The following is a 23,067-nucleotide window of genomic DNA, read 5'->3' as shown; positions in this document are numbered from 1 at the left end:
CCGTCCGACGCGGGTGGTCTGCCCGCGTCTTTTTTCACCTCCAGGAGCAGCACGATGGGCAACGATTCCGCATCTTCCGGCGGCGTGTATCCGCTGCATCACGGCGACCACAATTCGCATGGCGTGCCGCCGACCATCAATCCGGTCGCGCTGAGCCACGGCCGCGACCAGCCGTTCTTCGATCCGGTCGCGTACGGCAACGGCCCCGACGACTCGGTGACCGACACGACCGAGGCGGCCGCGATCACGCACCACACGATCCTGATCGACGGGAAGCGGATCGCGTACACGGCGACGGCCGGCCATCTCGTGACGGTCGATCCGAGCAGTTCGCAGCCGGCCGCGAAGCTCTTCTACGTCGCGTTCACGGCCGACGGCGCGAAGGAGGAAACGCGGCCCGTGACGTTCTTCTACAACGGCGGGCCCGGTTCGTCGTCGGTGTTCGTGCTGCTCGGCTCGTTCGCGCCGAAGCGCATCAAGACGTCGATGCCGGGTTTCACGCCGCCCGCTCCGTACCAGCTCGAAGACAACCCGGACAGCATGATCGACCACAGCGACCTGGTGTTCATCAACCCGGTCGGCACCGGCTATTCGGCGGCCGTCGCGCCGAACAAGAACCGCGACTTCTGGGGCGTCGACCAGGATGCGGATTCGCTGAAGCAGTTCATCAAGCGCTACCTGACGAAGAACAACCGCTGGAATTCGCCGAAATACCTGTTCGGCGAATCGTACGGCACCGCGCGCAGCTGCGTGCTCGCATACAAGCTGCACGAGGACGGCGTCGACCTGAACGGCGTCACGCTGCAATCGTCGATCCTCGATTACCGGCAGGCCGGCAACCCGGTCGGCGCGCTGCCGACCGCCGCGGCCGACGCGTGGTATCACAAGAAGCTCGGCATCAAGCCGGCGCCGAGCGATCTCGGCGCGTTCGTCGAGGAAGTCGCGCAGTTCGCGCGCACCGACTACCTGAGCGCGCTGCGCGCGGTGCCGCATGCGAACCCGGCCACCGTGCAGAAACTGTCGGCATACACGGGCATCGATACGGCGACCCTGCAGACGTGGGGGCTCGACATCGCCGGCTACGATGCACGCGGCAACTCGCTGTTCCTGACGACGCTGCTGCATGCGCAGGGGCTCGCGCTCGGTTCGTACGACGGCCGCGTGACCGGGATCTCGTCGGGCATCGCCGGCAAGATCGACCCGAATTCGGGCGGCAACGATCCGACGATGACGGCCGTGACGGGCGTCTATACGGCGATGTGGAACAGCTACCTGAACGAGCAGTTGAAGTTCACGTCGAACTCGGCATTCACGGACCTGAACGACCAGGCCTTCAAGAACTGGGATTTCGGTCACATCGACCCGACCGGCGCGCAGCAGGGCATCGATGCGCAGGGCAACGTGATCCTCTACACGGCCGGCGACCTCGCCGCGGTGATGGCGCTGAACGTCGACCTGAAGGTGCTGTCGGCGAACGGCTTCTACGATTTCGTCACGCCGTTCTACCAGACCGTGATCGATCTGCAGCAGATGCCGCTGGAGGACCAGAAGGTGCGGCAGAACCTGTCCGCGCGGTTCTATCCGTCGGGGCACATGGTGTATCTCGACGGCGGCTCGCGCACCGCGCTCAAGCGCGATCTCGCGACGATGTACGACGCGACGGTCAGCGATACGGGCGCGCGGATGCGGATTCGTGCGCTGCAGGCGAAGAAGACGGGCGGGAACGCATAGCGTTGCCCGTCGCGTGGAAGCCGCGCGCGGCCGTGACGGTGCGCGCGGCGGCAGGTCGGTAGCCGGGCGGGCGGCTTACGCGGCCGGCCAGTCGAACGGCGTGTACGGCAGCGCGCGCTTGTGGCGCGAACCGTCGAAGAAGCGCAGCACCGTTTCGTACACGCGGTCTTCCACCGGCTTGCCTTCGAGGAAATCGTCGATCTCGTCGTAGGTCACGCCGTACGCGTGCTCGTCGGGGCGCAGCGGGCGCAATTCCTCGAGGTCGGCCGTCGGCACCTTCATCACGATCAGCTCGTCGCCGCCGAGCGCGCGTGCGACCCCGCGCACGCGGCGCTTGCTCAGGCCCGCGAGCGGCAGGATGTCCGCGCCGCCGTCGCCGAACTTCGTGAAGAAACCCATCAGCGATTCGGCCGCGTGGTCGGTGCCGATCACGATGCCGCGCCGCGCGCCCGCCACCGCGTACTGCGCGATCATGCGCTCGCGCGCCTTGATGTTGCCGTGCACGAAATCCTGCTGCGCCGGCGTTTCGAACGCGTGGCCGGACGCGACCAGCGAGCCGAGCATCGCGTCGGCGGCCGGCTTCACGTCGACCGTCAATACCTCGTCCGCGCGCACGAACGCGAGCGCGCGCTGCGCATCCTCTTCGTCGTTCTGCACGCCGTTCGGCAAGCGCATCGCGATGAAGCGTGCGTCGTAGCCACCGGCGCGCAGGCGCTCGACCGACAGTTGCGCGAGCCGGCCGGCCGTCGACGAATCGACGCCGCCGCTGATGCCGAGCACGTAGGTCCGCAGGCCGGTCGAACGAAGGTACTGCGCGAGGAAATCGACGCGGCGGTCGATTTCGGCCTCGGCGTCGAAGTGCGGGGCGACGTTCAGTTCGGCAATGATCGCGCGTTGGCGGCTGGCGTAATCGGCGGATGTCATGAGGGAAGTTCCGGGACGAAATGCAAGGCGCTCATCATAAGCGCAATCGCGGCGCGCCGCCGCGCCGGACAGGCGTTTCCGGCGGTTTCGCGTTGCATCGGCGAGACGCACCGCATCGCCGTGGTGCGCGGTGCGCCGGGCGGGTGCAGGAGATGCCGCGCGAAGGGCGGCCGTGCGCGCGGCTTCGGCGAAGCGGGATGGAGGCTCGATGACGGCGTGGCCGCTCGATCCCGCGTGTGTCTTCGTCCGTCAGCGCCGCGCGAGCACGACGCCCACCAGCGCGAGCGCGAAGCCGGCGAGCTGGATCGTCGCGAGCGTTTCGCCGAACAGCGCGTAACCCTGTAGCGCGGCCAGCGGCGGCGCGAGAAACAGCAGCGACGTCGCGCGCGCCGCATTGCCGTGCCGCAGCATCCACATCAGCATCGTGACCGCGCCGCCGGACAGGAACACGATGCCCCACACGAGCGACACCCACAGCGCCGGCGCGTCGATCCAGCGGGTTTCATGGAGCAGCACGACGAAGACGGCCGCGACGAGCGCCGCGCCGAAGTTCTGCACGGCGACCGCCGTGCGCAGGTCGCTCTGCGCGAGCTTGCCTTTCTGGTACAGCGAGCCGGCGGTGATCGACCCGACCGCCAGGACCGACACGGTGACGACGAGCCACGCCGGCGCGGCGCCCGGCGGCGGCGCGACGCCGCCCGTGACTTTCGGCGCGAGCACGAGCGCGACGCCGGCGAGCCCGAGCGTCATCCCGAGCCAGCCGCGCGCGGGCAGACGTTCGTTGAACAGCGGAACCGCGAGCACGGCGGTGGCAAGCGGCTGCAGCGCGCCGAGCAGGGCCATCACGCCCGCATTCAACCCTTGCGCGACGGCCCAGTAGCTCGCGCCGAGATAGACGCCTTGCAACAGCGCGCCGGCGATCAGGTGGCGCGGCCATTCGCGGCGGCCCGGCCACGGCGCGCGCGCGGCGAGCGCCACCACGCCGAACAGCGCGGCCGTGCCGGCGAAGCGCGCGAGCAGGAACAGGTTGGGATCGGCGTAGGGCTTGATTGCCCGCGCAACGATGAAGCCGGTGGACCAGAGCGCGACGAAAACGGCGGCGACGATCGAGTTGAGCATGCATGACGGGCCGCGACGCGGCCGGACGGAACCGGGAAGTCGGCCAGTATCGGCCGAAGCGGCGCCGGCGTCTTGTCGAATCCTGCACTCATGCCGCGGGGCGCGTGAGCGGGGCGGCGGTCATCGTGCGCCGGTTGCGCGGGGCGGCGGGGATGATCGGCGCTGCACCGCACCGCACCGCACCGCACCGCACCGCACCGCACCGCACCGCACCGCACGGTACGGCGCTGCACGGATGGGCGCGCAGTCGCGACGCTCAGTCGATCGAGAACGTATCGAGCGGCTGGTTGGCGCGCGCGTCGGTCGCGAAACGCGCGGCGAGCTGTTCGTAGAGCCGGCGCGCTTCGTCGAGCGTCAGGTCGATCCAGTACGGATCGCCCGCCGCGTCGTTGAGGCGTTCCGGCGGAAACTGGATTTCGATCACACTGCCTTTGCGATACATGGCGCGAGCCCCTTTGTTGGTCGGTCTTGGCCGGTCGTTCGGCGAAGCGCAAAGTGTAGCAACCGGCGCCGCGCGGATTCGCGCGCGCCGGGCAATACTGAATTTCGTTTTCGGGAAACGCGCCCGGCCGTGTTTCCCGGCCCGGTCAAATGGTCGTCAAACGTCCGTAATACAATGGCCGGCTTACCCATTACCAGTCGCCTCGGGCGCATACGCGATGCTGGCGGAACAACGTCATCAATACATCCTGACGGAGCTTGGGCGCTCGGGCGCGCTGTCGGTCGCGGAGCTCGTGCGTTCGCTCGACGTGTCGCGCGAAACCGTGCGGCGCGACCTGAACGCGCTGGCCGCGCGCGGCCTGCTCGTGATGACGCATGGCGGCGCGCTGGCCGCGGATCGCCGCGAGCCGACCCTGTCCGAGCGCGAAGCCGCGAACGCCGACGCGAAGCGCACGATCGGGCGGCGCGCGGCCGAATTCGTACCCGACGATGCATCGGTGCTGATCGATTCGGGCAGCACGCCGCATGCGGTCGCGCTGGCGCTCGCCGACCGGCACCGGCTGTCGATCTACACGAACGACTGGCGCACCGCGTTCGTGCTCGCGCGGCGCAACGGCAACCGCGTGACGCTGCTCGGCGGCGAGCTGTCCGACGACGAGGACGCGACGTTCGGGCTCGACACGATCCATCAGCTCGCGCAATACCACGTCGATTTCGCGTTCGTCGGCGCCGGCGGTATCACGCCCGACGGCGAGTGCACCGACTACTCGCGGCTCGCGGCCGAAGTGCGCAGCCGGATGATCGCGGCGGCGGGCATGGCGATCATCGTCGCCGACCATTCGAAATTCGGCCGCGTGACCCCAGTGCGGATCAACGGCACGTCCGCCGCCCGCTATCTGGTCACCGAGCGCGCACCCGACAAGGCCGTGCGCCGCGCGCTGACGGCACGCGGGATCGAGTTGCTCGTGTGCGACTGACGCGCGTCCGACATACAAGGTTCATCGAACCGTCATCGCGCGGGAAAAACCGCCATCAAGACTGACGCATTCATCTCGACCGGCCGCCCGGCCAGGGAGCAACGAATGACCGTCAGCGTGCGCAGCTATCTTTCCCCCACCCTGGTCCTGCTGGCTTTCGACTGGCTCGATGCGGCGTCGCGGTCCGATTTCCTCGGCTTCGCGATCCGGCGCACGCCGGGCTTCTGGTCGGCCGACGGCAAGACGCGTGCGCCGGACAGCTGGCTGCCCAACCGCCTGACGTTCGACGGCCCGGCCGCCGACACGCAGGGCGATGCGCCGACCGATCAGGCGCCGATCCAGAAATTCATGTGGTGGGATGCGCGCATCGATCCGCAGGACCGCGGCGCGTCGTTCCGCTACGACGTCTATCCCGTCGTCGGCACGCCGGCGAACCTGCAAGTGCTCGACGCGCAAGCCGGCGTGTGCGACGTCGTGCTGCCCGCGCACGTCGAGGACGGCATCGGCACGTGGTTCAACCGCGCGGTGGTCAGCTCGCAGGCGTTCGCGAAGCAGGTCGCGGCGCTCGGCCTCGCGCCGAATGCTGCGCCGAGCGCCGCCCAGGCGCTGAAACTGCGCACGTGGCTCGCGAACGACATGGAACAGGTGTTCGCGCAGATGCTCGATCCCGCGTCGCGCGCGGTGTCGGCCGTCTATCACCTGACCGACGCGCTGTGGGCGCTGCCGGCGTTCGACGCGTTCGGGCGCCAGCACGGCGAAGCGTCGCTCGCGATCGTCTACGACGCGCACACCACGGCGCGCAAGGGCAAGCCGCCGCTGCCGTCGCCGAACCAGCCGGCCGTCGATGCGCTGCAGGGCCTCGCGACGCTCGCGCCGCGCGACAAGACGCACATCATGCACGACAAGTTCATCGTGACCGATGCGCCGTCGAACCCGGCGCCCGCGCGCGTGCTGACCGGTTCCGCGAACTTCACGACCGAGGGGCTGACCGAGCAGGCCAACGTGCTGCATGCGTTCGACTCGCCCGCGCTCGCCGCGCTGTACAACGATCGCGCGCATGCGCTGGCCGGGAATCCGTCGATCGCGGCGACCGCGCGGCTGTCGACGGGCTGGTCGGCGCCGATGACGATCGGCAGCGCGCAGGTGCGTGTCGCCTACTCGCCGGAGCCGGCTGGGCGGCGTACCGAGATCGATACGATCGTTGCCGCGCTCGCGGCCGCGAAGCATTCGGTGTCGTTTTGCCTGTTCATGCCGACCGACGCGGCGCTGCGCGATGCGTGCTTCGCGGCCGGCGACCGCGGGCTGATGATGTTCGGCCTCGTCAACAAGATCAACGTCGGCAGCGCGACGAAGGCCGATGCCGCGCGCCAGGCCGGCCGGACGCTCGATGCGGCGACGCTCGCGAACCTCGAGCTGTACCACCGCAGCCGCGACAACCACGACGTGATCGACGCGTCGTATTTCTCGCCGGCCACGGTGCCGCAGGGCTTCGAGCCGGAGTTGCGGCTCTTCCCGGGCGAACCGGCGCCGGCTTTTCCGCCCGTCGTGATCCATCACAAGTTCATCGTGATCGACGCGGAAGGCGCGAATCCGGTCGTCTATACGGGTTCGGCGAACATGAGCCGCAATTCCGAGCAGTACAACGACGAGAACCTACTGGAGATCCGCGACAAGCGGATCGCGGCGATCTATCTCGCCGAATTCCTGCGGCTGTACGAGCACTACCGCGCCCGCGCGCTGGCGATCCATGCGAAACGGCAGCACGGCACGGGCAAGGGCGCGCATGCGCGGCTCGCGCTTGCGCCCGATTCGAGCTGGGCGAAGAAGTACTACGTGGCGGGCAGCCCGGAAGAGAAGGCGCGGATCGCGCTGGCGTCGACCGCGCCGACGGATTGATGCGCTGAGGTGCCGAAGTTCGAGGGGCGCGGATGTCGCGTGCCCCGGCCGGCTGCCGGCGCCGCTTACGCGGCGACGTAGCGGAGCACCGCGTCGGCGATCGTGTCGCGATGTCGCGCGCGCAGGCGCGGCGCCGACGGGTCGCGGCCGAATGCAGCGCCGAACGTGTAGCGGTTCGCCACGCGGTGGAAGCAGAACGAGCTGATCAGCAGGTGCAGGTCGAATGCGTCGATGTCCTTGCGGAACACGCCGCTGGCCGCGCCGCGCTCGACCAGTTCCTCAAGCGTCTTGATGATGCTGACGTTGCGGTTCTTGAACGACTTCAACTGTTCGACATACTTCGCGCCGTGGATGTTCTCGATCGACACGAGACGGACGAAATCGCGATGCTTGTCGTGATAGTCGAACGTGAATTCGACGAGGCGGCGCATGCCTTCGCGCGGCTCCATGTCGCCGACGTGCAGTTCCTGCTCGAGCGCGCGGATGTCGCCGTACACCTTCTCCAGCACGGCCTCGTACAGGCCTTCCTTGCTTTCGAAGTAGTAATAGAGCATCCGCTTCGTCGTGTTCGTGCGCTCGGCGATCGCGTCGACGCGCGCACCGGCGAGGCCCATCGCGGAGAATTCCTGCGTGGCGACATCGAGGATGTTGCGCTTGGTTTGCTCGGGATCGTATTTACGCCGCGCATCGGACGCAAGCGCGCGGGGGTCGGACGTGGCGGCCTTGCTTCCTGCTTTCATGTGACTTTGTTGTGGTTAGCGGCGGCTTGGAAAAGGCATTCTAGCATGTGGAAAATGCCCGTCCGGCCGACCTGCGGCTCTAATCGGCCAGGCCGCGGCAGGCGCTCAGCGGCGGCAGGATGCGAGCGCGTCGCGGGCCTGATACGCGGTATACGTGAGCTGCGCGGCGGCGAGGCCGGCCAATCCGAACGTGCGCGTGAGCCCGAACGCGGCGAAGCCGTCCGGCACCGGCCGCCCTTCGGCCAGCGCGGCGGCGAGCGCCTCGCCGGCGACGGTGGTCGGCGCCATCCCGTGGCCGCCGAATGCGATCGCGTGCCACACGCCGTCCGCGTCGCGGCCGATCTGCGGCATCTTGTGCCGCGCGTAGCTCATCAGCCCGCCCCACGCGTAGTCGATTTTCACGCCTTCCAGTTGCGGATACACGCGCAGCAGGTCGCGTCGCAGCAGCCGGGCGATCGCGTCGGGGCCGCGGTCGAGCACCGAGATCCGGCCGCCCCACAGGATCCGCGTGTCCTGCAGCGGACGGTAGTAGTCGAACGCGAAACGCGTGTCGTAGATCGCGTACGGCGCGTCGATCGCGTCGGGCAGGCGCGTGCCGAGCGGTTCGGTCGCGATCACGTAGGTCGCGATCGGCAGCACCGCGCGCTCGATGCGCGGCGACACGCCGCGCGCGTAGCCGCCGCCGGCGAACACGACGTCCTTCGCGCGCACCGCACCCTGCGCCGTGCGCACGACGTAGCCGGCGCCGTCGCGTGCGATGCCGAGCGCAGCCGAGCGTTCGTACACGCGTGCACCGCCGCGCGACGCGGCCGCCGCGACGCCGAGCACGTACTTGAGCGGATGGAAGTGGAACGCGTTCGGCTCGAACAGGCCGCCGTAATAGCGCCGCGTTTTCAGCCGCTCGCGCAGTGCGCCGGTCGGCACGGGTTTCCAGTCGACGCCGAGTTCGTTCTTCATCAGCGTGCGCACGCTGTCGAGCCGCGACGGATCGTCGAACCAGTTCGCGAGCATCACGCCCTGATCGACGATGTCGCAGTCGATCCCGTAGCGGGCGATGCGCGCGCGGATCAGGTCGACCGCGTCGACGGTGAGCCGGTACAGCCGGCGCCCTTCGTCGCGGCCGAGCGTGCGCAGCAGGTCGGCGTTGTCGAGGCTGTAGCCGCCGAACACGAAACCGCCGTTGCGGCCCGACGCGCCGAAGCCGACCCGTTCGCCGTCGAGCACGACGACGTCGCGCACGCCGCGCTCGACGAGGCCGAGCGCCGTGCAAAGGCCGGCCAGGCCGCCGCCGACGATGCAGACTTGCGTATCGATCGTGTCGGTCAGTTGCGGGTAGGGCTGGCGGGTAACGGTGGCTTCGTAGAAGTTCTGCATGCGTGTTCGGTGACTCGTGACGGCGGAAAAGCGGACGGCGCGCGTCGATCTTGCCTGAACGCGCGCGCCGCGTCGAATGGGGTTTTCAGCGCGCCGGCCGCGAACGCGACGCCCGCGTGGCGGAACACCAGCGTGAACGGGCTTACGCCGATGTCGGTCACGTCGCTTTTCAGCAGGCTCGGATCGGTGTACGGAACCAGCACGCCGATCACGAAGATCGCGAACACGTAGAACAGCAGGATGCGCCAGAAGATCTGGCTGACCGCGCGCGGAATCGTCGTGCGCTGGGCGCTGTCTCCGGGATTGTTTTTCGTTGACGAAGCGCGACGCGTGGCCGGCCGCGGGGCGGGCAGCGGTGATGGGGTGCGAAGCGGGCCCGCTGGGCCGGGCCCTGGTGCGTGTCGCCTTCGTCGCTCGTCCGGCGGCAGTGGCGGCCGGCGGCGCGCCGGGTGCATCGCACCTCGACGTCGCACCGATTGTGTGGGTCCGATGCACGGGCGGCAAACGACATTTGCGCAACAGGATGATGCGGGATCGTCATCAACTTGTGTCGGACCGGAATGCGTCCGCGTACCCGTCTGCGGGCTTTGGAAACGTCCGATATCGGCACGGGAGCGGGCGCGTCCGGCCGGCTGACTTCTTGCGTTTTGGGAATGAAGTCGTGAGTTAATATCAATAGCGGCGCGACTTGTGGCCATCGACAATGTGTTTCACGGATCGTGCCTCGCGAGGCTGGGGCGCGCCGTCCGGCCGGGCTTGCCGGCGGCGGCGCCGCGTGATGCGCCGGATGGCGCACCGGGCACGCCGCGCGGCGTATCCGCTTGCACGAGGCGCTCGAACGCGCTCCAATCGAATCACGCGGGCGGCGCTGCCGCCGCACCGATCAATCTGTCCCTGAAGAGGAAGTGATGCAATTCAACGACATTCTTGCCGCGCTCGACATCGATCTCGCCCAGTGGAAAGGCAATGCGCTGACCGCGCGTTCGCCGCTCGACGGTGCGACGCTCGCGACGCTGGCCGTCGACACGCCCGCCGACGCCGAGCGCAAGATCGACGCCGCGCACGACGCATTCCTCAAGTGGCGCACGGTGCCGGCGCCGGTGCGCGGCGAACTCGTGCGCGTGTTCGGCAACGTGCTGCGCGAGCACAAGGCCGAGCTCGGCCGCCTCGTCACGCTCGAGGCCGGCAAGATCACGTCGGAAGGGCTCGGCGAAGTGCAGGAAATGATCGACATCTGCGATTTCGCGGTCGGCCTGTCGCGCCAGCTTTACGGCCTCACGATCGCGTCCGAGCGCCCGGGCCACCGGATGATGGAAACGTGGCACCCGATCGGCGTGTGCGGTGTGATTTCGGCGTTCAACTTCCCGGTCGCGGTGTGGGCGTGGAATGCGGCGCTTGCATTCGTGTGCGGCGATTCGGTCGTGTGGAAGCCGTCCGAGAAGACGCCGCTCACCGCGATCGCGTGCCACGTGCTGCTCCAGAAGGCGCTCCGCGAGTTCGAGAAGACGCATCCGGGCGTCGCGCCGGCTGAGCTGAGCCAGCTGGTGCTCGGCATGCGCGACGTCGGTGAGGTGCTGACGGCGTCGAAGAAGGTGCCGGTCGTCAGCGCGACGGGCAGCGTGCGGATGGGCCAGGAAGTCGCGAAGGTGCTGAGTCAGCGCCTGGCGCGCGGCATCCTCGAACTCGGCGGCAACAACGGAATGATCGTCGCACCGAGCGCGGATCTCGACCTCGTCGTGCGCGCGGTCACGTTCGCGGCGGTCGGCACGGCCGGCCAGCGCTGCACGACGCTGCGCCGCCTGATCGTGCATCGCAGCCTCGTCGAGCAACTGCTGCCGCGCATCGAGAAGGCTTACGCGTCGGTGAAGGTCGGCAACCCGCTCGAGGAAGGCACGCTGGTCGGCCCGCTGGTCGATCGTGCATCGTTCGACGCGATGCAGAAGGCGCTGGCCGATGCGCGCGAGCAGGGCGGTGAAGTGAAGGGCGGCGAGCGCGTCGACGTCGGTCACGCGGATGCTTACTACGTGCGTCCGGCCATCGTGCGGATGCCGAAGCAATCGGCGGTGGTCGAGCGGGAGACGTTCGCGCCGATCCTCTACGTGATGGTCTACGACAACTTCGAAGACGCGATCGACGTGCACAACGCGGTGCCGCAAGGGCTGTCGTCGGCGATTTTCACGAACGACATGCGCGAGGCCGAGCAGTTCATGTCGGCGGCCGGCAGCGACTGCGGGATCGTCAACGTGAACATCGGCACGAGCGGCGCGGAAATCGGCGGCGCGTTCGGCGGAGAGAAGGAAACGGGCGGCGGGCGTGAATCGGGTTCGGACGCGTGGAAGACGTATATGCGCCGTGCGACGAATACGATCAACTACAGCCGGCAGTTGCCGCTGGCGCAGGGGGTGAAGTTCGACGTATAAGTGCAGGCGCCCGGCCAGGGCGCTTCGACGGTCGAATGAAGGGCCGGTTGCCGCGAAAGCGGTAACCGGCCCTTGTCGGTTATTGCGACGCGCGCGTCGCGCCAATCGATCGTGAGCGTGCCCGCTCAATGGCTCACTTACGATTCTTGCCGAGTGGGACCATCGTTCGTCGGCATGTTCTGCACAACCAGCATCTGCGGGCTCGACAGCGTGATCCCCGCCGCGCGCAACTGCTTGAGGATCTCGAACAGCAGGTCGCTCTTCGTCGAACTCGCGATCCGCGGGCTCGACACGTAGCCCGTCACGCTCAGCGTGATCCCGTCCGGCGCGAGCTGGCTGAACGTCACCGACGGCGCCGGTTTCTCGAGAATCGCCGGGTGCTCGCGATACGCATCGAGCAGCAGGTCGCGCACCTGCTCGGGATCGGTGTTCAGCGGGAACGTCAGCACCAGCGTCGCGACGCCTTGCGTGCTGTTGCCCATCGTCACGTTGCGCACGTTCTGCGAGATCAACTGCGAATTCGGCACGATCACGGTCGAGCGGTCGCTCAGCTGGATCTCGGTCGCGCGCACGTTGATGCGGCGGATGTCGCCTTCGACGCCCGCGATGCTGACCATGTCGCCCACCTTCACCGGGCGTTCGGTCAGCAGGATCAGCCCCGACACGAAGTTCTTCACGATTTCCTGCAGGCCGAAGCCGATACCCACCGACAACGCGCTGACGATCCACGCGAGATTGCTCCACCGGACGCCGAGCAGCCCGAGGGTCATCAGCACGAGCAGCACGTAGCCGACGTTGGTGAACAGCGTGATCAGCGACACGCGCATACCCGTATCCATGCCCAGCGCGGGCATGAACTCGCCGTCGAGCCAGCGGCGCAGCGAGCGCAACAGGTAGAAGCCGATCGCGAAGCCGATCACGGCGTTCATGATCCGGTCAGGCATGATGTTCAGGCTCTGCAGCCGCTGGCTGCCGATCATCGCGACCGCGCTGTCGAGCAGGTCGCCCGGCGTCGTGCCGAAGCCGCCCGTCAGCAGCGCGATCGCCGCGATCAGCATCAGCAGGCTCGTGCCGAAGCCGGACAGGACCGTGCGCGCCTGATCGAGGTGGCGATCTTCGAGTGCGAACAGGTGCTTGATCTGCTGGCCCGTCGACAGGCTCGACGAGAACAGGCTTTCGCTCGCGTCGCGCGTCAACTGGATCAGGATGTAGGTCGCGCACAGCACGATCTCGAACCACACGAGCTCGTACGTGATGAAGCGCGCGACCGTGATGTAGCCGATCAGGAGTGCGATCAACGACGCGACGATCGCGAGCGTGACGCCGGCATGGATCAGGCCCGCGAGCGTCGAGCGCTGCTCGGGCGCCTCGCCGGCCGCCGCGAGCGCGGCGCGTGCGCGGTTCGCGCGCAACAGCGACGCGCCGACCGTCAGCGCGACGACGAGCGATACGATGCCGCGGCCGAACAGCGTGACCGACAGGCTGGTGTCGACGATCCGGTTGATCGATTCGAGCGTGCCCGACACCAGCAGCAGCCCGGCCAGGACGGCGGGGAACGGCTTCATCGCGAGCGCGACGGGATCGGCGAGCGCGGGCAGGCGCCACGACGGATGCTTCGTGCAGAGCAGCGCGCGGCCGAGCCCGGCGATCAATGCGCAGGTCGCGGCGAGCTTCGCGAACTGGTCCCACAGATCGGTCAGCGACGGCGTGAGCTCGTAGTGGCGCGCGACGGCGAGGTAGAGGATCTGGATCGCGATGGCCGTCGCCAGGAAGGTCGACAGCGCGGTCGACAGCGCCAGCGCACTGCGGCGCAGGCGGGTGGGCGGCAGACGGTTCAGCGCGATCCAGGCGAGCCCGCGCTCGATGAGCCGGCGGCCGCCGAGCCATGCGGCGAATGCGGCGATCAGCAGCAGCGTGGTGATCGCCCGTTGTCCGGGCACCCACGACGAACGCAGCATGTCGAACAGTTCGCCGTTGAAATCGTCGAGCCGCTGGCGATCGTCCGGCGACAGGTGAAACAGCGGCAGCCAGAACTGCGCGCTGAAGATGCTGCCCGAACGGAACGCGAGCTGGTTCTTCAGCAGGCTGCGGTGCAGCTTCGCGAACTGCTCGGTCAGGTTCGTGAGGCTCGCCTTCTGGTCGGCGGCCTGCTTCAGCGCGGCGTCGATCTGCGTCTTGCGCGCGTCCAGCGTGGCCCGCTGCTTCGCGACGGCGGGCGTTTCCGGCGCGGCGCCGTCGGCCGGCGGCGGCCCGAGCACGTCGAGTTGCGCCTGAACCTGCGCGCGCTGCGGCGTGAGATCGCCCTGCAGTTTCGCGACATCGGTGCTCAGCTCCTGCGCCGAGTCGTCGAGCCCGTCCAGCTCCTTGCTGTTGGACGCGGTCGAGGTCTGCTGCTTGATGCGGTCCAGCTCGGCCTGCATCTGCTTGAGCTGCGCGACGGCGTCGGGCAGCGAGATGGCCGGCACGGTTGCGCCGACGCCGCTCGCGACGGGAGCGGAAGCGGCCGCCGGAAACGCCGACGCGGTCGCGATCGTCGCGAACTGCAGCAGCGCGATCAGCGCGATCCGGCGGGCATACGTGGATAGTCGTTGTATGGACATGGAATTCTTACGATTTGCCGACAATGCCGGTTGCCGAAAGGCAGCCGGAAGCCGGTGGTTGGGCCGGTAGCATGTTACCGGGGCGCGGAACCCGTGGTTGTCCCGATTGCGTGCCCTCGTTCGCGGCGATTCGGGCGGCGCGCGCCGGCGCGAAACAGCGCGGCAGCCCCATTGTTGCCGGCCTGGGCGGCCAGAGCGCGGGGCGGCAGGCCCGGGAACGGGCCGCCGACGCGCTTTCCGAACCCGACAGACGGTTACGCAATTTACACAATGTCCGGCGGAAAACGGGGCAGCGAACGGCTTCGGCGGCCGGCGTGGCCGTCCTGCCGGGCGTGCACATGCGTCGAACGGGCGTGCCGGTACAATGCAGCGATTAGCCCGGCGGCGGTTCGGCGAGCCGCCGGAGAACAACGCACGACACGATCAGGAGACACGCCCAAGATGGCCTCAACGGACAGCCTTTCGCAGGCACCTGCCCAATCCTCATCCATCGACCCCGGCTCCATCTCGGCCCGTCTCGACCGCTTGCCGCCGACGCGCAGCGTCTGGAAGCTCGTCGTGTTGCTGAGCCTCGGCTTCTTCTTCGAGCTCTACGACCTGCTCTACAGCGGCTACGTCGCGCCGGGCCTCGTGAAAAGCGGCATCCTGTCCGCGACGACGCACGGCCTGTTCGGCACCACGGGCGTCGCGAGCTTCATCGCCGCGCTGTTCTCCGGGCTCTTCATCGGCACGATCGCGTGCGGCTTCCTCGCCGACCGGTTCGGCCGCCGCGCGATCTTCACGTGGTCGCTGCTGTGGTACACGGCCGCCAACGTCGTGATGGCGTTCCAGGACACCGCGGCCGGGCTGAACTTCTGGCGCTTCGTCGTCGGTCTCGGCCTCGGCGTCGAGATGGTCACGATCGGCACGTACATCTCCGAACTCGTGCCGAAGCAGATCCGCGGCCGCGCGTTCGCGTGCGAACAGGCGGTGGGGTTCGTCGCGGTGCCGGTGGTCGCGTTCCTTGCTTACCTGCTCGTGCCGCACGCGCCGTTCGGCCTCGACGGCTGGCGCTGGGTCGTGCTGATCGGCGCGCATGGCGCGCTGTTCGTGTGGTGGATTCGACGCGAGCTGCCCGAAAGCCCGCGCTGGCTCGCGCAGCAGGGGCGGCTCGACGAAGCCGATCGCATCATGCGCGCGCTCGAGGCGAAGGTCGAAGCCGAATACGGGCGGCCGCTGCCGCCGCCCGCGCCGGCCGAACCCGTGCCGCCGCGCGGCAGCTTCCGCGACATGTGGGTGCCGCCGTATCGCAGCCGCACGATCATGATGACGATCTTCAACGTGTTCCAGACGGTCGGCTTCTACGGCTTCGCGAACTGGGTGCCGACGCTGCTGATCAAGCAGGGGATCACGATCACGTCGAGCCTGATGTATTCGAGCGTGATCGCGCTCGCGGCGCCGATCGGCCCGCTGATCGGCCTCGTGATCGCCGACCGCTTCGAGCGCAAGTCGGTGATCGTCGCGATGGCGGCGGCGATCGTCGTCTGCGGGCTGCTGTTCAGCCAGACGACGGTGGGCGCGTTCCTGATCGTGCTCGGCATCGGCCTCACGCTCGCGAGCAACATCATGTCGTACAGCTTCCACGCGTACCAGGCCGAATTGTTCCCGACGTCGATTCGCGCGCGGGCCGTCGGCTTCGTCTATTCGTGGAGCCGCTTCTCGGCGATCTTCTCGTCGTTCGTGATCGCAGCCGTGCTGCGCGGTTTCGGCACGTTCGGCGTGTTCGCGTTCATCGGGGGCGCGATGGCGATCGTGATGGCCGCGATCGGAGGGATGGGGCCGCGCACGAAGGGCATCGCACTCGAAGCCATCTCGAAGTAGTCGGCCGGTGCGCACGCGTGTCGCACGGTTCGTGCGGCATGCGTGCGACGCGGTTGCGTTCCGACGTGCGGCGCCGTCACATGATTGGGGATGCGAATCAACCCCGAAGCATGCAAGCCTTCGAACGCGCGCCGAGATATCCCGTCCGACAGCCTGCCACGCAACGCAACCCGATCGGCAACGAGTTGAAACAAAGCGTGACGAAGCGCAATGACACGTAAAAGCGCGCTTCCGGTCGCTGCCGATCCGCGCATCGACGAGTAGAATGAAGGGCCTGACGACTCATTAGCCGCCATCGGAGCGCCCGCGTTGCATCAGCGAACGGCTCCGCCGCGAAGAGGCGTCGGCGCCGGGCGCACACGATGCGCCGGACGTGTCGATGGCTTGCGCGGAAGACGCGCCGCTCGCACCAGCAGCATGCGGCGGCCGGATCGGCCGATGGCTTCGAACGTATGACTCTTTCCTACTTGACGCGGCGCTTTGCGAAGCCGCGTTGCCTCAGCCGTGCAGTCGCCACAGCCGTGTCGCTCGCTGCCGTGGTGTCGATTTCCGCTCTCGTTGAACGTCCCGCCTTTGCCGCGTCCGATGCGCCGTCGTCTGCAGCGCAATCGTCCTCTGTTGCGTCGCCCGCATCGGCGGCCTCCCGCACGCAGCCGGCTTCATCTGCGCATGCGGTATCGGGCGCATCTGCCGCCTCGCCGACATCCGCCGCGTCACACGTGAATCACGCGAATCACACGGAACCCGCGAGTGCGGCATCGGGGGCGTCGGCCGCTTCCTCGGCTTCCGCGGCGTCGGCCGCCGCGCCTGCATCGGCCGCGTCCGGCACGCCCGCCAGCGAGGCCGAACCGGCTCCGCCCACCCCGCCGCGCCGTCATCCGCCGCTGTCGGCCGAGGCGGCGCAAAACGCGACGACACGCGCGCTCGACATGCGCAAGCGCTTCACGCAGGAAGTCACGCGGCGCCTGAACGTGCCCGCGAACGAACAGCGCGCGTACGGCGAGCGCCTTCAGAAAGCGCTCGCCGATGCGGATCTCGGCGATCTTGCCGGCGAATACGTCGTGATGGTCGATCGCGCGCCGAACGTGCAGGCGCTGTTCATCTACTTCCGCGCGACGCCGGCCAATGCATGGTTGATGATCGGCGCCTCGCCGGTCGGCACGGGGCTGCCGGGCCAGTACGACCATTTCCTGACGCCGCTCGGCGTATTCCATCACTCGCCCGACACGATGGATTTCCGCGCGGAAGGCACGACGAACGAGAACGGCATTCGCGGCTACGGCCGGCGCGACATGCGCATCTACGACTTCGGCTGGGTGGACGGCGAGCGCGGCTGGGGCAAGGGCGGCGTGTCGCCGATGCGCTTCCAGATGCATGCGACCGACCCCGACCGGCTCGAAGCGTTGCTCGGCATCCGGCATTCGAAGGGCTGCGTTCGGATTCCCGCGTCGCTGAACACGTTTCTCGACCAGCACGGCCTGCTCGACGACGACTATCAGGCCCGCGTCGAGGCCGGCAAGTCGTTGTGGGTACTGCGTCGCGATCGCGACATCACGCCGATCGCGGGCCGCTACCTGGTCGTGATCGACAGCGCCCGCAAGACCCGCCCGGCGTGGTCGCCGATGCCGGGGCGCGGCGCGTGGTCGAAGCTGCCGAAGGGCGGCGACACGGCGGACTGAGCGCCGGTTCGTCGAGCGCGGCATGCCTGGGATGAGAATAAATCCGTTTTATTGACATTAAGGCGCGCGCAACGTCAGGCATGCGGGATGCTTCTGGAATCCGACGGGAACGGTGCACGTGTCGGGCATCGCGTATGCGAATGCGCAGGCCGCGATCGTGACGGCGATTCGCGATGCCGAGCGCGATTTCGGCATCGGCGCGCGCCTAATTCCGAGCATCGACCGCGAGCAGGACCCCGACGAAGCGGTTGCGATCGTCGAGTGAATGAACGCGCATCGCGCGGACGAAGTTGCGGGGCTCGGCATCGATTATCGCGAGAACGACGGGCCGCTCGAACTGTTCTGGAACGCGTACCGCAATGCACGCGCGGCCGGCTTTCGCACGACCGCGCATGCGGGCGGGTTCGGGATGCCGTGGCGCAACGTCGAGACGGCCGTCGACCTGCTGCAGGTGGACCGCATCGATCACGGCTATACGATCGTCGACAACCCCGAGCTGTGCGCACGCTATGCGGAGCGCGGGATCGTCTTCACCGTCGTGCCGACGAATTCGTACTATCTGCGCACCGCTCTCGAAATCCGGCAGCGGGTTCGCGTTCGTGATCGTGCGAGCGGTGTCTTGGTTGAACGATGGCGCACGTCGGGCGCCGCAGCCGCCCCGATCAGCGAAAGAACCTCAACCAGTCGAACAGGCCCGAATGCTGCGGTGCGCGCCGCTTCGGCGCCGGCGCGCTGCGCGGCCGGAAATCGGGCGAGAACTGCACGTGCGGATCGATCGCCTGCGCACGGAGCGCCGCATCGTAGAACGACCCGACGATCGGCAGCGCGCTGTGCGCGCCCGCGCCCCAGTAGTCGCTGCGCAGCGTCACGCTGCCGTCGTCGAAGCCGACCCACGCGCCGGCCACCAGTTGCGGATGCATCAGGATGAACCAGCCGTCCGTATTGTCCTGCGTCGTGCCGGTCTTGCCCGCGACGTCGATCCGGATTCCGTAGCGCGAGCGGATGTCCGCGCCGGTCCCGTAATCGACGACGCCGCGCATCGCGTCGACGAGCGTCTGCGCGGCGGCCACCGGCAATGCACGTTCCGGCGGCGCGCTGCCGAACGCGGCGAGCACCCGGCCGTCGCGATCCTCGATGCGCGTGATCATCTGCGGCGCGACGTACACGCCGCGGTTCGCGATCGTGCCGTACGCGGACACCATTTCCTTCAGCGTGACGGGGCTCGTGCCGAGCGCGAGCGACGGCACCGCATCGAGCGGGCTGTCGCGCACGCCCATCGCGCGGGCAAGCTGGGCGACCTTCGCGGCGCCTTCGCGCTGCATGACCTGTGCGGTGATGCGGTTGCGCGACAGCGCGAGCGCGTCGCGCAGCGTCATCGGCTCGCCGGTCGGCGGCTCGGCATCGGTCGGATGCCACACGGCGCGGCCGTCGATCGGGATCGCGACGGGGCGGTCGACGAACGTATCGCCCGGCCGCATCCCGTCCGCGAATGCGGCGCCATAGACGAACGGCTTGAACGTCGAACCCGGCTGGCGCCGCGCCTGTACCACGTGATCGAACGGCTCGCTGCCGAAGTCGGGGCTGCCGACCCACGCGCGGATCGCACCGTTGCGCGGATCGATCGCGATGAAGCCGGCTTGCACCTGCGTCTTGCGCTCGCACAGTGCCCGCATGAACTCGCGATTCGCGCCGAGCTGCTTCAGCGCGACCACATCGGTGAGCCCCGTGTCGCGCGCCTGACGATACTCGGGCGTCTGCCGAATGAAGCCGAGGAACAGGTTGTTGCGCAGCCCGCAACCGGACGGCCCGCGCCACGCGCCGTCGGCGATCGCCTGCAGCCGTTCGGTCTGCCGCGTCAGCGCCTGCGTCGCCATGCCCTGCAGCCGTGCGTCGAGCGTCGTGCGCACCACGAGGCCGTCCGAGTAGAGATCGTAGTTGTTGCGGTCGGCCCATGCGATCAGCCACTTGCGCAGTTGCACCGCGAAATGCGGCGCGAGGCCCGGCTGCGCCGTCTGCGGTTCGAAGTCGACGCGCAGCGGCCGGCGCTGCAGTTTCGCGAGCTGCTGCGGCGACAGCATGCCCATTTGCGCCATTCGGCCGAGCACGATGTTGCGCCGCTGGACCGCGCGTTCCGGATTCAGCACCGGGTTGTAGTAGCTGTTGCCCTTCAGCATCCCGACGAGCGTCGCGCTTTCCGTGATGTCGAGCTGGTCGGCCGACTTGCCGAAGTAGGTGCGCGCGGCCATTTCGACGCCGTACGCGTTGTACAGGAACGGCACGGTGTTCAGGTAGGTTTCGAGGATCTCGTCCTTGCTGTACACCGCTTCGATCTTGAACGCGGTGATCAGCTCCTTCACCTTGCGCGTGAGCGTCGGCGCACGGCCGACTTCGTCGGGATACAGATTGCGCGCGAGCTGCTGCGTGATCGTCGAGCCGCCCTGGCGGTCGCCCGAGAACGTATGCAGCCCGGCCGCGAGCGTGCGGCGCCAGTCGATGCCGTGATGCGCGTAGAAGCGGTGATCCTCGGTCGCGATCAGCGCGTCGACCATGTGCGGCGAGATCTGCTTGAGCGGTACCCATTCGCGGTTCACGGGCCGGAATTCGGCGATCAGCTGGCCGTCGGCCAACAGCACGCGCGCGGGGCGGTCGATGCGCGCCTTGCGGATGTCGCCGATGCTCGGCGTGAACGGAACGAACGCGAGCAGGACCAGCAGGCCCAGCACGGGAATCGCGGCGAGCGTCAGCGCGACGCCGCGCCGGGTCGGACGGCGCAGGCGATGCAGCGCGCCGGCGCCCAGCGCGCGGACGCGCGTGCGGCACGCGGCGGCGAGCGGCGCGACACGGGCGCGGCAACGGAGCCACGCGTTTCGGAGAAACGGCACGAAGCGGTTCAAGGCGGCAGGCGCGCGAATGGAAGACGCGCGATCCTAGCAAACGGAAGCCGCACGCCGGGGCCCGAAACGGCCGTTTGCTTGCAGGATTTACAGACGATTACGTTTGTTGCCCGCCGCCAACCTTTTACCGCGCGCGGGGCCGCGATTCCGCCGACGAAACGACGTCCGCGAGCCGCTGCGCGGCCGCTTCCATCTGCGCGCGGCCGAACCCGCCGAAGCCGAGTACGAGCCCGGCGCGTGCCGTGCCGGGCGCGAACATCGGCGACACCGCACGCACCGCGACACCGGCCCGGGCGGCGCGCGCGACTACGTCGAGATCGTCGATGCCTTGCGCGAGCCACAGCACGACGTGCATTCCCTGGTCGCCCGGCTGCACCCACGCGCGCTCGCGCGGCAGCCGCGCGCCGAGCGTGTCGATCAAGAGCGCGCGCTGTTCCGCATAGACGCCGCGCACGCGGCGGATGTGGCGATCGAGATGCCCTTCGGCGATGAACGCGGCGAGCACGTGCTGGTCGGCGGTCGGCGCATGGCGGTCCATCAGCACGCGCGCGCCGCAGAACGCGGGCACGAGATCGTCGGGGGCGATCACGTAGCCGAGCCGCAGCGACGGAAACAGGATCTTGCTGAAGGTGCCGAGATAGATCACGCGGTCGGGCGCGAGGCCTTGCAGCGACGGGAACGGATAGCCTTCGTAGCGCAACTCGCTGTCGTAGTCGTCTTCGACGACCCATGAGCGGTGCGCGCGCGCCCACGCCAGCAGCGCATTGCGCCGCGCCATGCTCAGCGGCATGCCGAGCGGGTACTGGTGCGACGGCGTGACGAATGCGGCGCGCGCATCGGGGGCGAGCCGGATGCCGGCGTCGACGTCGAGGCCGTCCGCGTCGACCGGCACGCGAACCATCGCATCGCGCCGCCCGGTGCTTTCGAGCAGCGCGGTGATGCCGCGATAGGCCGGATTCTCGACCCACGCGCGGTCGTTTTCGCCGAGCAGCACCTGGCTCGCGAGATACAGCCCCTGCTGCGTGCCGCTCGTGATCACGACCTGGCCGGCGTCGCAGCGCACCGAGCGCGAGCGGCGCACGTAATCGGCGATCGCTTCGCGCAGCGGCAGCGCGCCTTGCGGGTCGGCATAGCCGGACGGCGCGCCGGCGCCGCGGGCGCGCAGGCGATTGCCGAGCCGGCGCCAGATGTCGTCGGGCGCGGTGAGGCCGACCGGCACCGAGATCGCGAACGGCACGGCCGGCAGCGGACTGAATTCGAGGGCGATCCGCGCGAAGGAGGCGGCCGGCTCGGGCAGGCCGTCGCGTACCGGGGGCCGACGGCTGGCAGCGGGAGCGGGTTCATCGACGGGCGGCGGTTCCGCGAGTGCGTTCGCCACCCGCGTGCCCGCGCCGCCGCGCGATTCGAGAAAGCCTTCGGCGATGAGTTGCGCATACGCGTCGACGACGGTGCCGCGCGCCACCTGCAGCGATGCGGCCAGCAGCCGCGTGGAAGGCAGCGTGTCGCCGGGCCGGACGTCGCCGCGGCGCACCGCGTCGCGCAGCGCCTGCGCGAGCTGGCGGCTCAGGTCGCCGGCCGCGCGGTCGAGCGCGCCGAGCGACGGGATTTCGACGATCCGGGCCGTTCTTGCCATGATTCTGGTCTGCTAAAATTGTTTCAAACCGGCTCTACAGGATAAACCAGTTTGGGCTCACAATCGGCGCATGACGGGCCCGCACCCGCCCCATTTCCCACCCGCACGACCGTGGAGCCGACATGTACGTCCCCGCCGATTTCAACGAACCCAACCCCGACGTGCTGCGCGAACTGATCGTGCAGCACCCGTTCGGCAGCCTGATCACGCACGGCAAGAGCGGGCTCGACGCGAACCACCTTCCGTTCGAGCTGATGCCCGACGACGGCGGGCTCGGCGAACTGCACGCGCACGTCGCGCGCGCGAATCCGGTCTGGCAGGACATCGCGGACGGCGACGAGGTGCTCGTGATCTTCCGCGCCGGCGACGCGTACATTTCGCCGAACGGGTATCCGAGCAAGCACGTCGCGCACCGGCAGGTGCCGACGTGGAACTACCGGGTCGTGCATGCGCACGGCCGCATCACGGTGCGCGACGACGAGAAATTCGTGCGCGGCGTGGTCGCGCGGCTGACGCGCACGCATGAGGCGTCGCAGCCGGTGCCGTGGAAGATGGGCGACGCGCCGAAGGACTATATCGATACGATGCTGCAGGCGATCGTCGGGCTGCAGATCGAGATCACGCGACTCGTCGGCAAGCGCAAGCTTGGGCAGAACAAGGCCGAGGCCGATATCCGCGGCGCGGGTGAGGCGCTGGTCGCGGACGGGAAGCTCGCGATCGGGGAAGCGATGCTGGCGGAGGCCGACGCGAAGCGCGAATGAACGCGTGACGCGAGCGGG

Annotated in this window: 15 protein-coding genes and 2 pseudogenes; 8 read left to right on the top strand and 9 right to left on the bottom strand. The window is 68.6% G+C overall.

What is annotated here, in order from left to right; genetic code table 11:
• The first annotated feature begins 54 nt into the window (after positions 1 to 54).
• Positions 55 to 1,731, top strand: a complete 1,677-nt coding sequence (locus CFB89_RS27120; protein WP_089470530.1) for a S10 family peptidase — start codon at positions 55 to 57, stop codon at positions 1,729 to 1,731.
• A gap of 75 nt (positions 1,732 to 1,806) precedes the next feature.
• Here CFB89_RS27120 and nadE read toward each other — a convergent pair whose 3' ends face one another.
• The 3 genes from nadE to CFB89_RS27105 form a co-directional block, all read right to left on the bottom strand.
• On the bottom strand, positions 1,807 to 2,655 hold the full coding sequence (gene nadE / locus CFB89_RS27115; RefSeq protein ID WP_089470529.1) for an ammonia-dependent NAD(+) synthetase: 849 nt from the start codon (positions 2,653 to 2,655) through the stop codon (positions 1,807 to 1,809).
• A 249-nt stretch (positions 2,656 to 2,904) separates the two neighbouring features.
• A complete protein-coding gene (locus CFB89_RS27110; RefSeq protein ID WP_089470528.1) occupies positions 2,905 to 3,774 on the bottom strand; it encodes a DMT family transporter in 870 nt (289 codons plus the stop codon).
• 256 nt (positions 3,775 to 4,030) lie between these two features.
• Positions 4,031 to 4,216: a hypothetical protein gene (locus tag CFB89_RS27105; RefSeq protein WP_006480515.1), complete on the bottom strand. Its 186-nt coding sequence runs from the start codon at positions 4,214 to 4,216 to the stop codon at positions 4,031 to 4,033.
• Positions 4,217 to 4,433: 217 nt separating this feature from the next.
• Between CFB89_RS27105 and CFB89_RS27095 the strand changes: the two genes are divergently transcribed.
• Complete coding sequence (locus CFB89_RS27095; protein WP_089470527.1) at positions 4,434 to 5,192, top strand: DeoR/GlpR family DNA-binding transcription regulator; 759 nt, start codon at positions 4,434 to 4,436, stop codon at positions 5,190 to 5,192.
• A 105-nt stretch (positions 5,193 to 5,297) separates the two neighbouring features.
• A complete protein-coding gene (locus CFB89_RS27090; protein WP_089470526.1) occupies positions 5,298 to 7,088 on the top strand; it encodes a phospholipase D-like domain-containing protein in 1,791 nt (596 codons plus the stop codon).
• Positions 7,089 to 7,153: 65 nt separating this feature from the next.
• On the opposite strand, the gene CFB89_RS27085 is transcribed toward CFB89_RS27090, so the two are convergent.
• The 3 genes and pseudogenes from CFB89_RS27085 to CFB89_RS27075 all read right to left on the bottom strand — a co-directional run.
• Positions 7,154 to 7,828, bottom strand: coding sequence for a TetR family transcriptional regulator (locus tag CFB89_RS27085; RefSeq protein ID WP_012339399.1), 675 nt, complete (start codon positions 7,826 to 7,828; stop codon positions 7,154 to 7,156).
• A 105-nt stretch (positions 7,829 to 7,933) separates the two neighbouring features.
• On the bottom strand, positions 7,934 to 9,202 hold the full coding sequence (locus tag CFB89_RS27080) for an FAD-binding oxidoreductase (RefSeq protein ID WP_089470525.1): 1,269 nt from the start codon (positions 9,200 to 9,202) through the stop codon (positions 7,934 to 7,936).
• A gap of 86 nt (positions 9,203 to 9,288) precedes the next feature.
• Positions 9,289 to 9,486 (bottom strand): annotated as a pseudogene (locus tag CFB89_RS27075) (lysine transporter); the annotation flags it as partial.
• 624 nt (positions 9,487 to 10,110) lie between these two features.
• On the opposite strand from CFB89_RS27075, the gene CFB89_RS27065 reads away from it, so the two are divergent.
• Positions 10,111 to 11,622, top strand: a complete 1,512-nt coding sequence (locus tag CFB89_RS27065) for an aldehyde dehydrogenase family protein (protein WP_089470523.1) — start codon at positions 10,111 to 10,113, stop codon at positions 11,620 to 11,622.
• Between the two features lie 137 nt (positions 11,623 to 11,759).
• Here the strand turns inward: CFB89_RS27065 and CFB89_RS27060 are convergent, their stop codons facing one another.
• Positions 11,760 to 14,222, bottom strand: a complete 2,463-nt coding sequence (locus CFB89_RS27060) for a DUF3772 domain-containing protein (RefSeq protein ID WP_089470522.1) — start codon at positions 14,220 to 14,222, stop codon at positions 11,760 to 11,762.
• Positions 14,223 to 14,663: 441 nt separating this feature from the next.
• Here CFB89_RS27060 and CFB89_RS27055 point away from each other — a divergent pair, with 441 nt between their 5' ends.
• The 3 genes and pseudogenes from CFB89_RS27055 to CFB89_RS27045 all read left to right on the top strand — a co-directional run.
• Positions 14,664 to 16,082, top strand: coding sequence for an MFS transporter (locus CFB89_RS27055; protein WP_089470521.1), 1,419 nt, complete (start codon positions 14,664 to 14,666; stop codon positions 16,080 to 16,082).
• Between the two features lie 362 nt (positions 16,083 to 16,444).
• Positions 16,445 to 17,761, top strand: a complete 1,317-nt coding sequence (locus CFB89_RS27050) for a hypothetical protein (RefSeq protein ID WP_089470520.1) — start codon at positions 16,445 to 16,447, stop codon at positions 17,759 to 17,761.
• Between the two features lie 64 nt (positions 17,762 to 17,825).
• Positions 17,826 to 18,329, top strand: a pseudogene (locus tag CFB89_RS27045) (adenosine deaminase); the annotation flags it as partial.
• Between the two features lie 94 nt (positions 18,330 to 18,423).
• Here CFB89_RS27045 and CFB89_RS27040 read toward each other — a convergent pair.
• Together CFB89_RS27040 and CFB89_RS27035 are read right to left on the bottom strand one after the other, a co-directional pair.
• Complete coding sequence (locus CFB89_RS27040) at positions 18,424 to 20,655, bottom strand: penicillin-binding protein 1A (protein ID WP_089470519.1); 2,232 nt, start codon at positions 20,653 to 20,655, stop codon at positions 18,424 to 18,426.
• 124 nt (positions 20,656 to 20,779) lie between these two features.
• Positions 20,780 to 22,288 carry a PLP-dependent aminotransferase family protein gene (locus CFB89_RS27035; protein WP_089470518.1) on the bottom strand — a complete coding sequence of 503 codons (1,509 nt, stop codon included), beginning with the start codon at positions 22,286 to 22,288 and terminating at the stop codon, positions 20,780 to 20,782.
• Positions 22,289 to 22,410: 122 nt separating this feature from the next.
• Here CFB89_RS27035 and CFB89_RS27030 point away from each other — a divergent pair, with 122 nt between their 5' ends.
• Positions 22,411 to 23,049 (top strand): FMN-binding negative transcriptional regulator, encoded by a 639-nt coding sequence (locus tag CFB89_RS27030; RefSeq protein ID WP_089470517.1) that lies wholly within the window; start codon positions 22,411 to 22,413, stop codon positions 23,047 to 23,049.
• The last annotated feature ends 18 nt before the right edge of the window (positions 23,050 to 23,067 follow it).

The sequence above is a fragment of the Burkholderia sp. AU16741 genome (assembly GCF_002223345.1).
GTDB classification, from domain to species: domain Bacteria; phylum Pseudomonadota; class Gammaproteobacteria; order Burkholderiales; family Burkholderiaceae; genus Burkholderia; species Burkholderia sola.
Note: the sequence above shows the minus strand (reverse complement) of the source record. Positions and strands in the feature narration are given on the sequence as shown.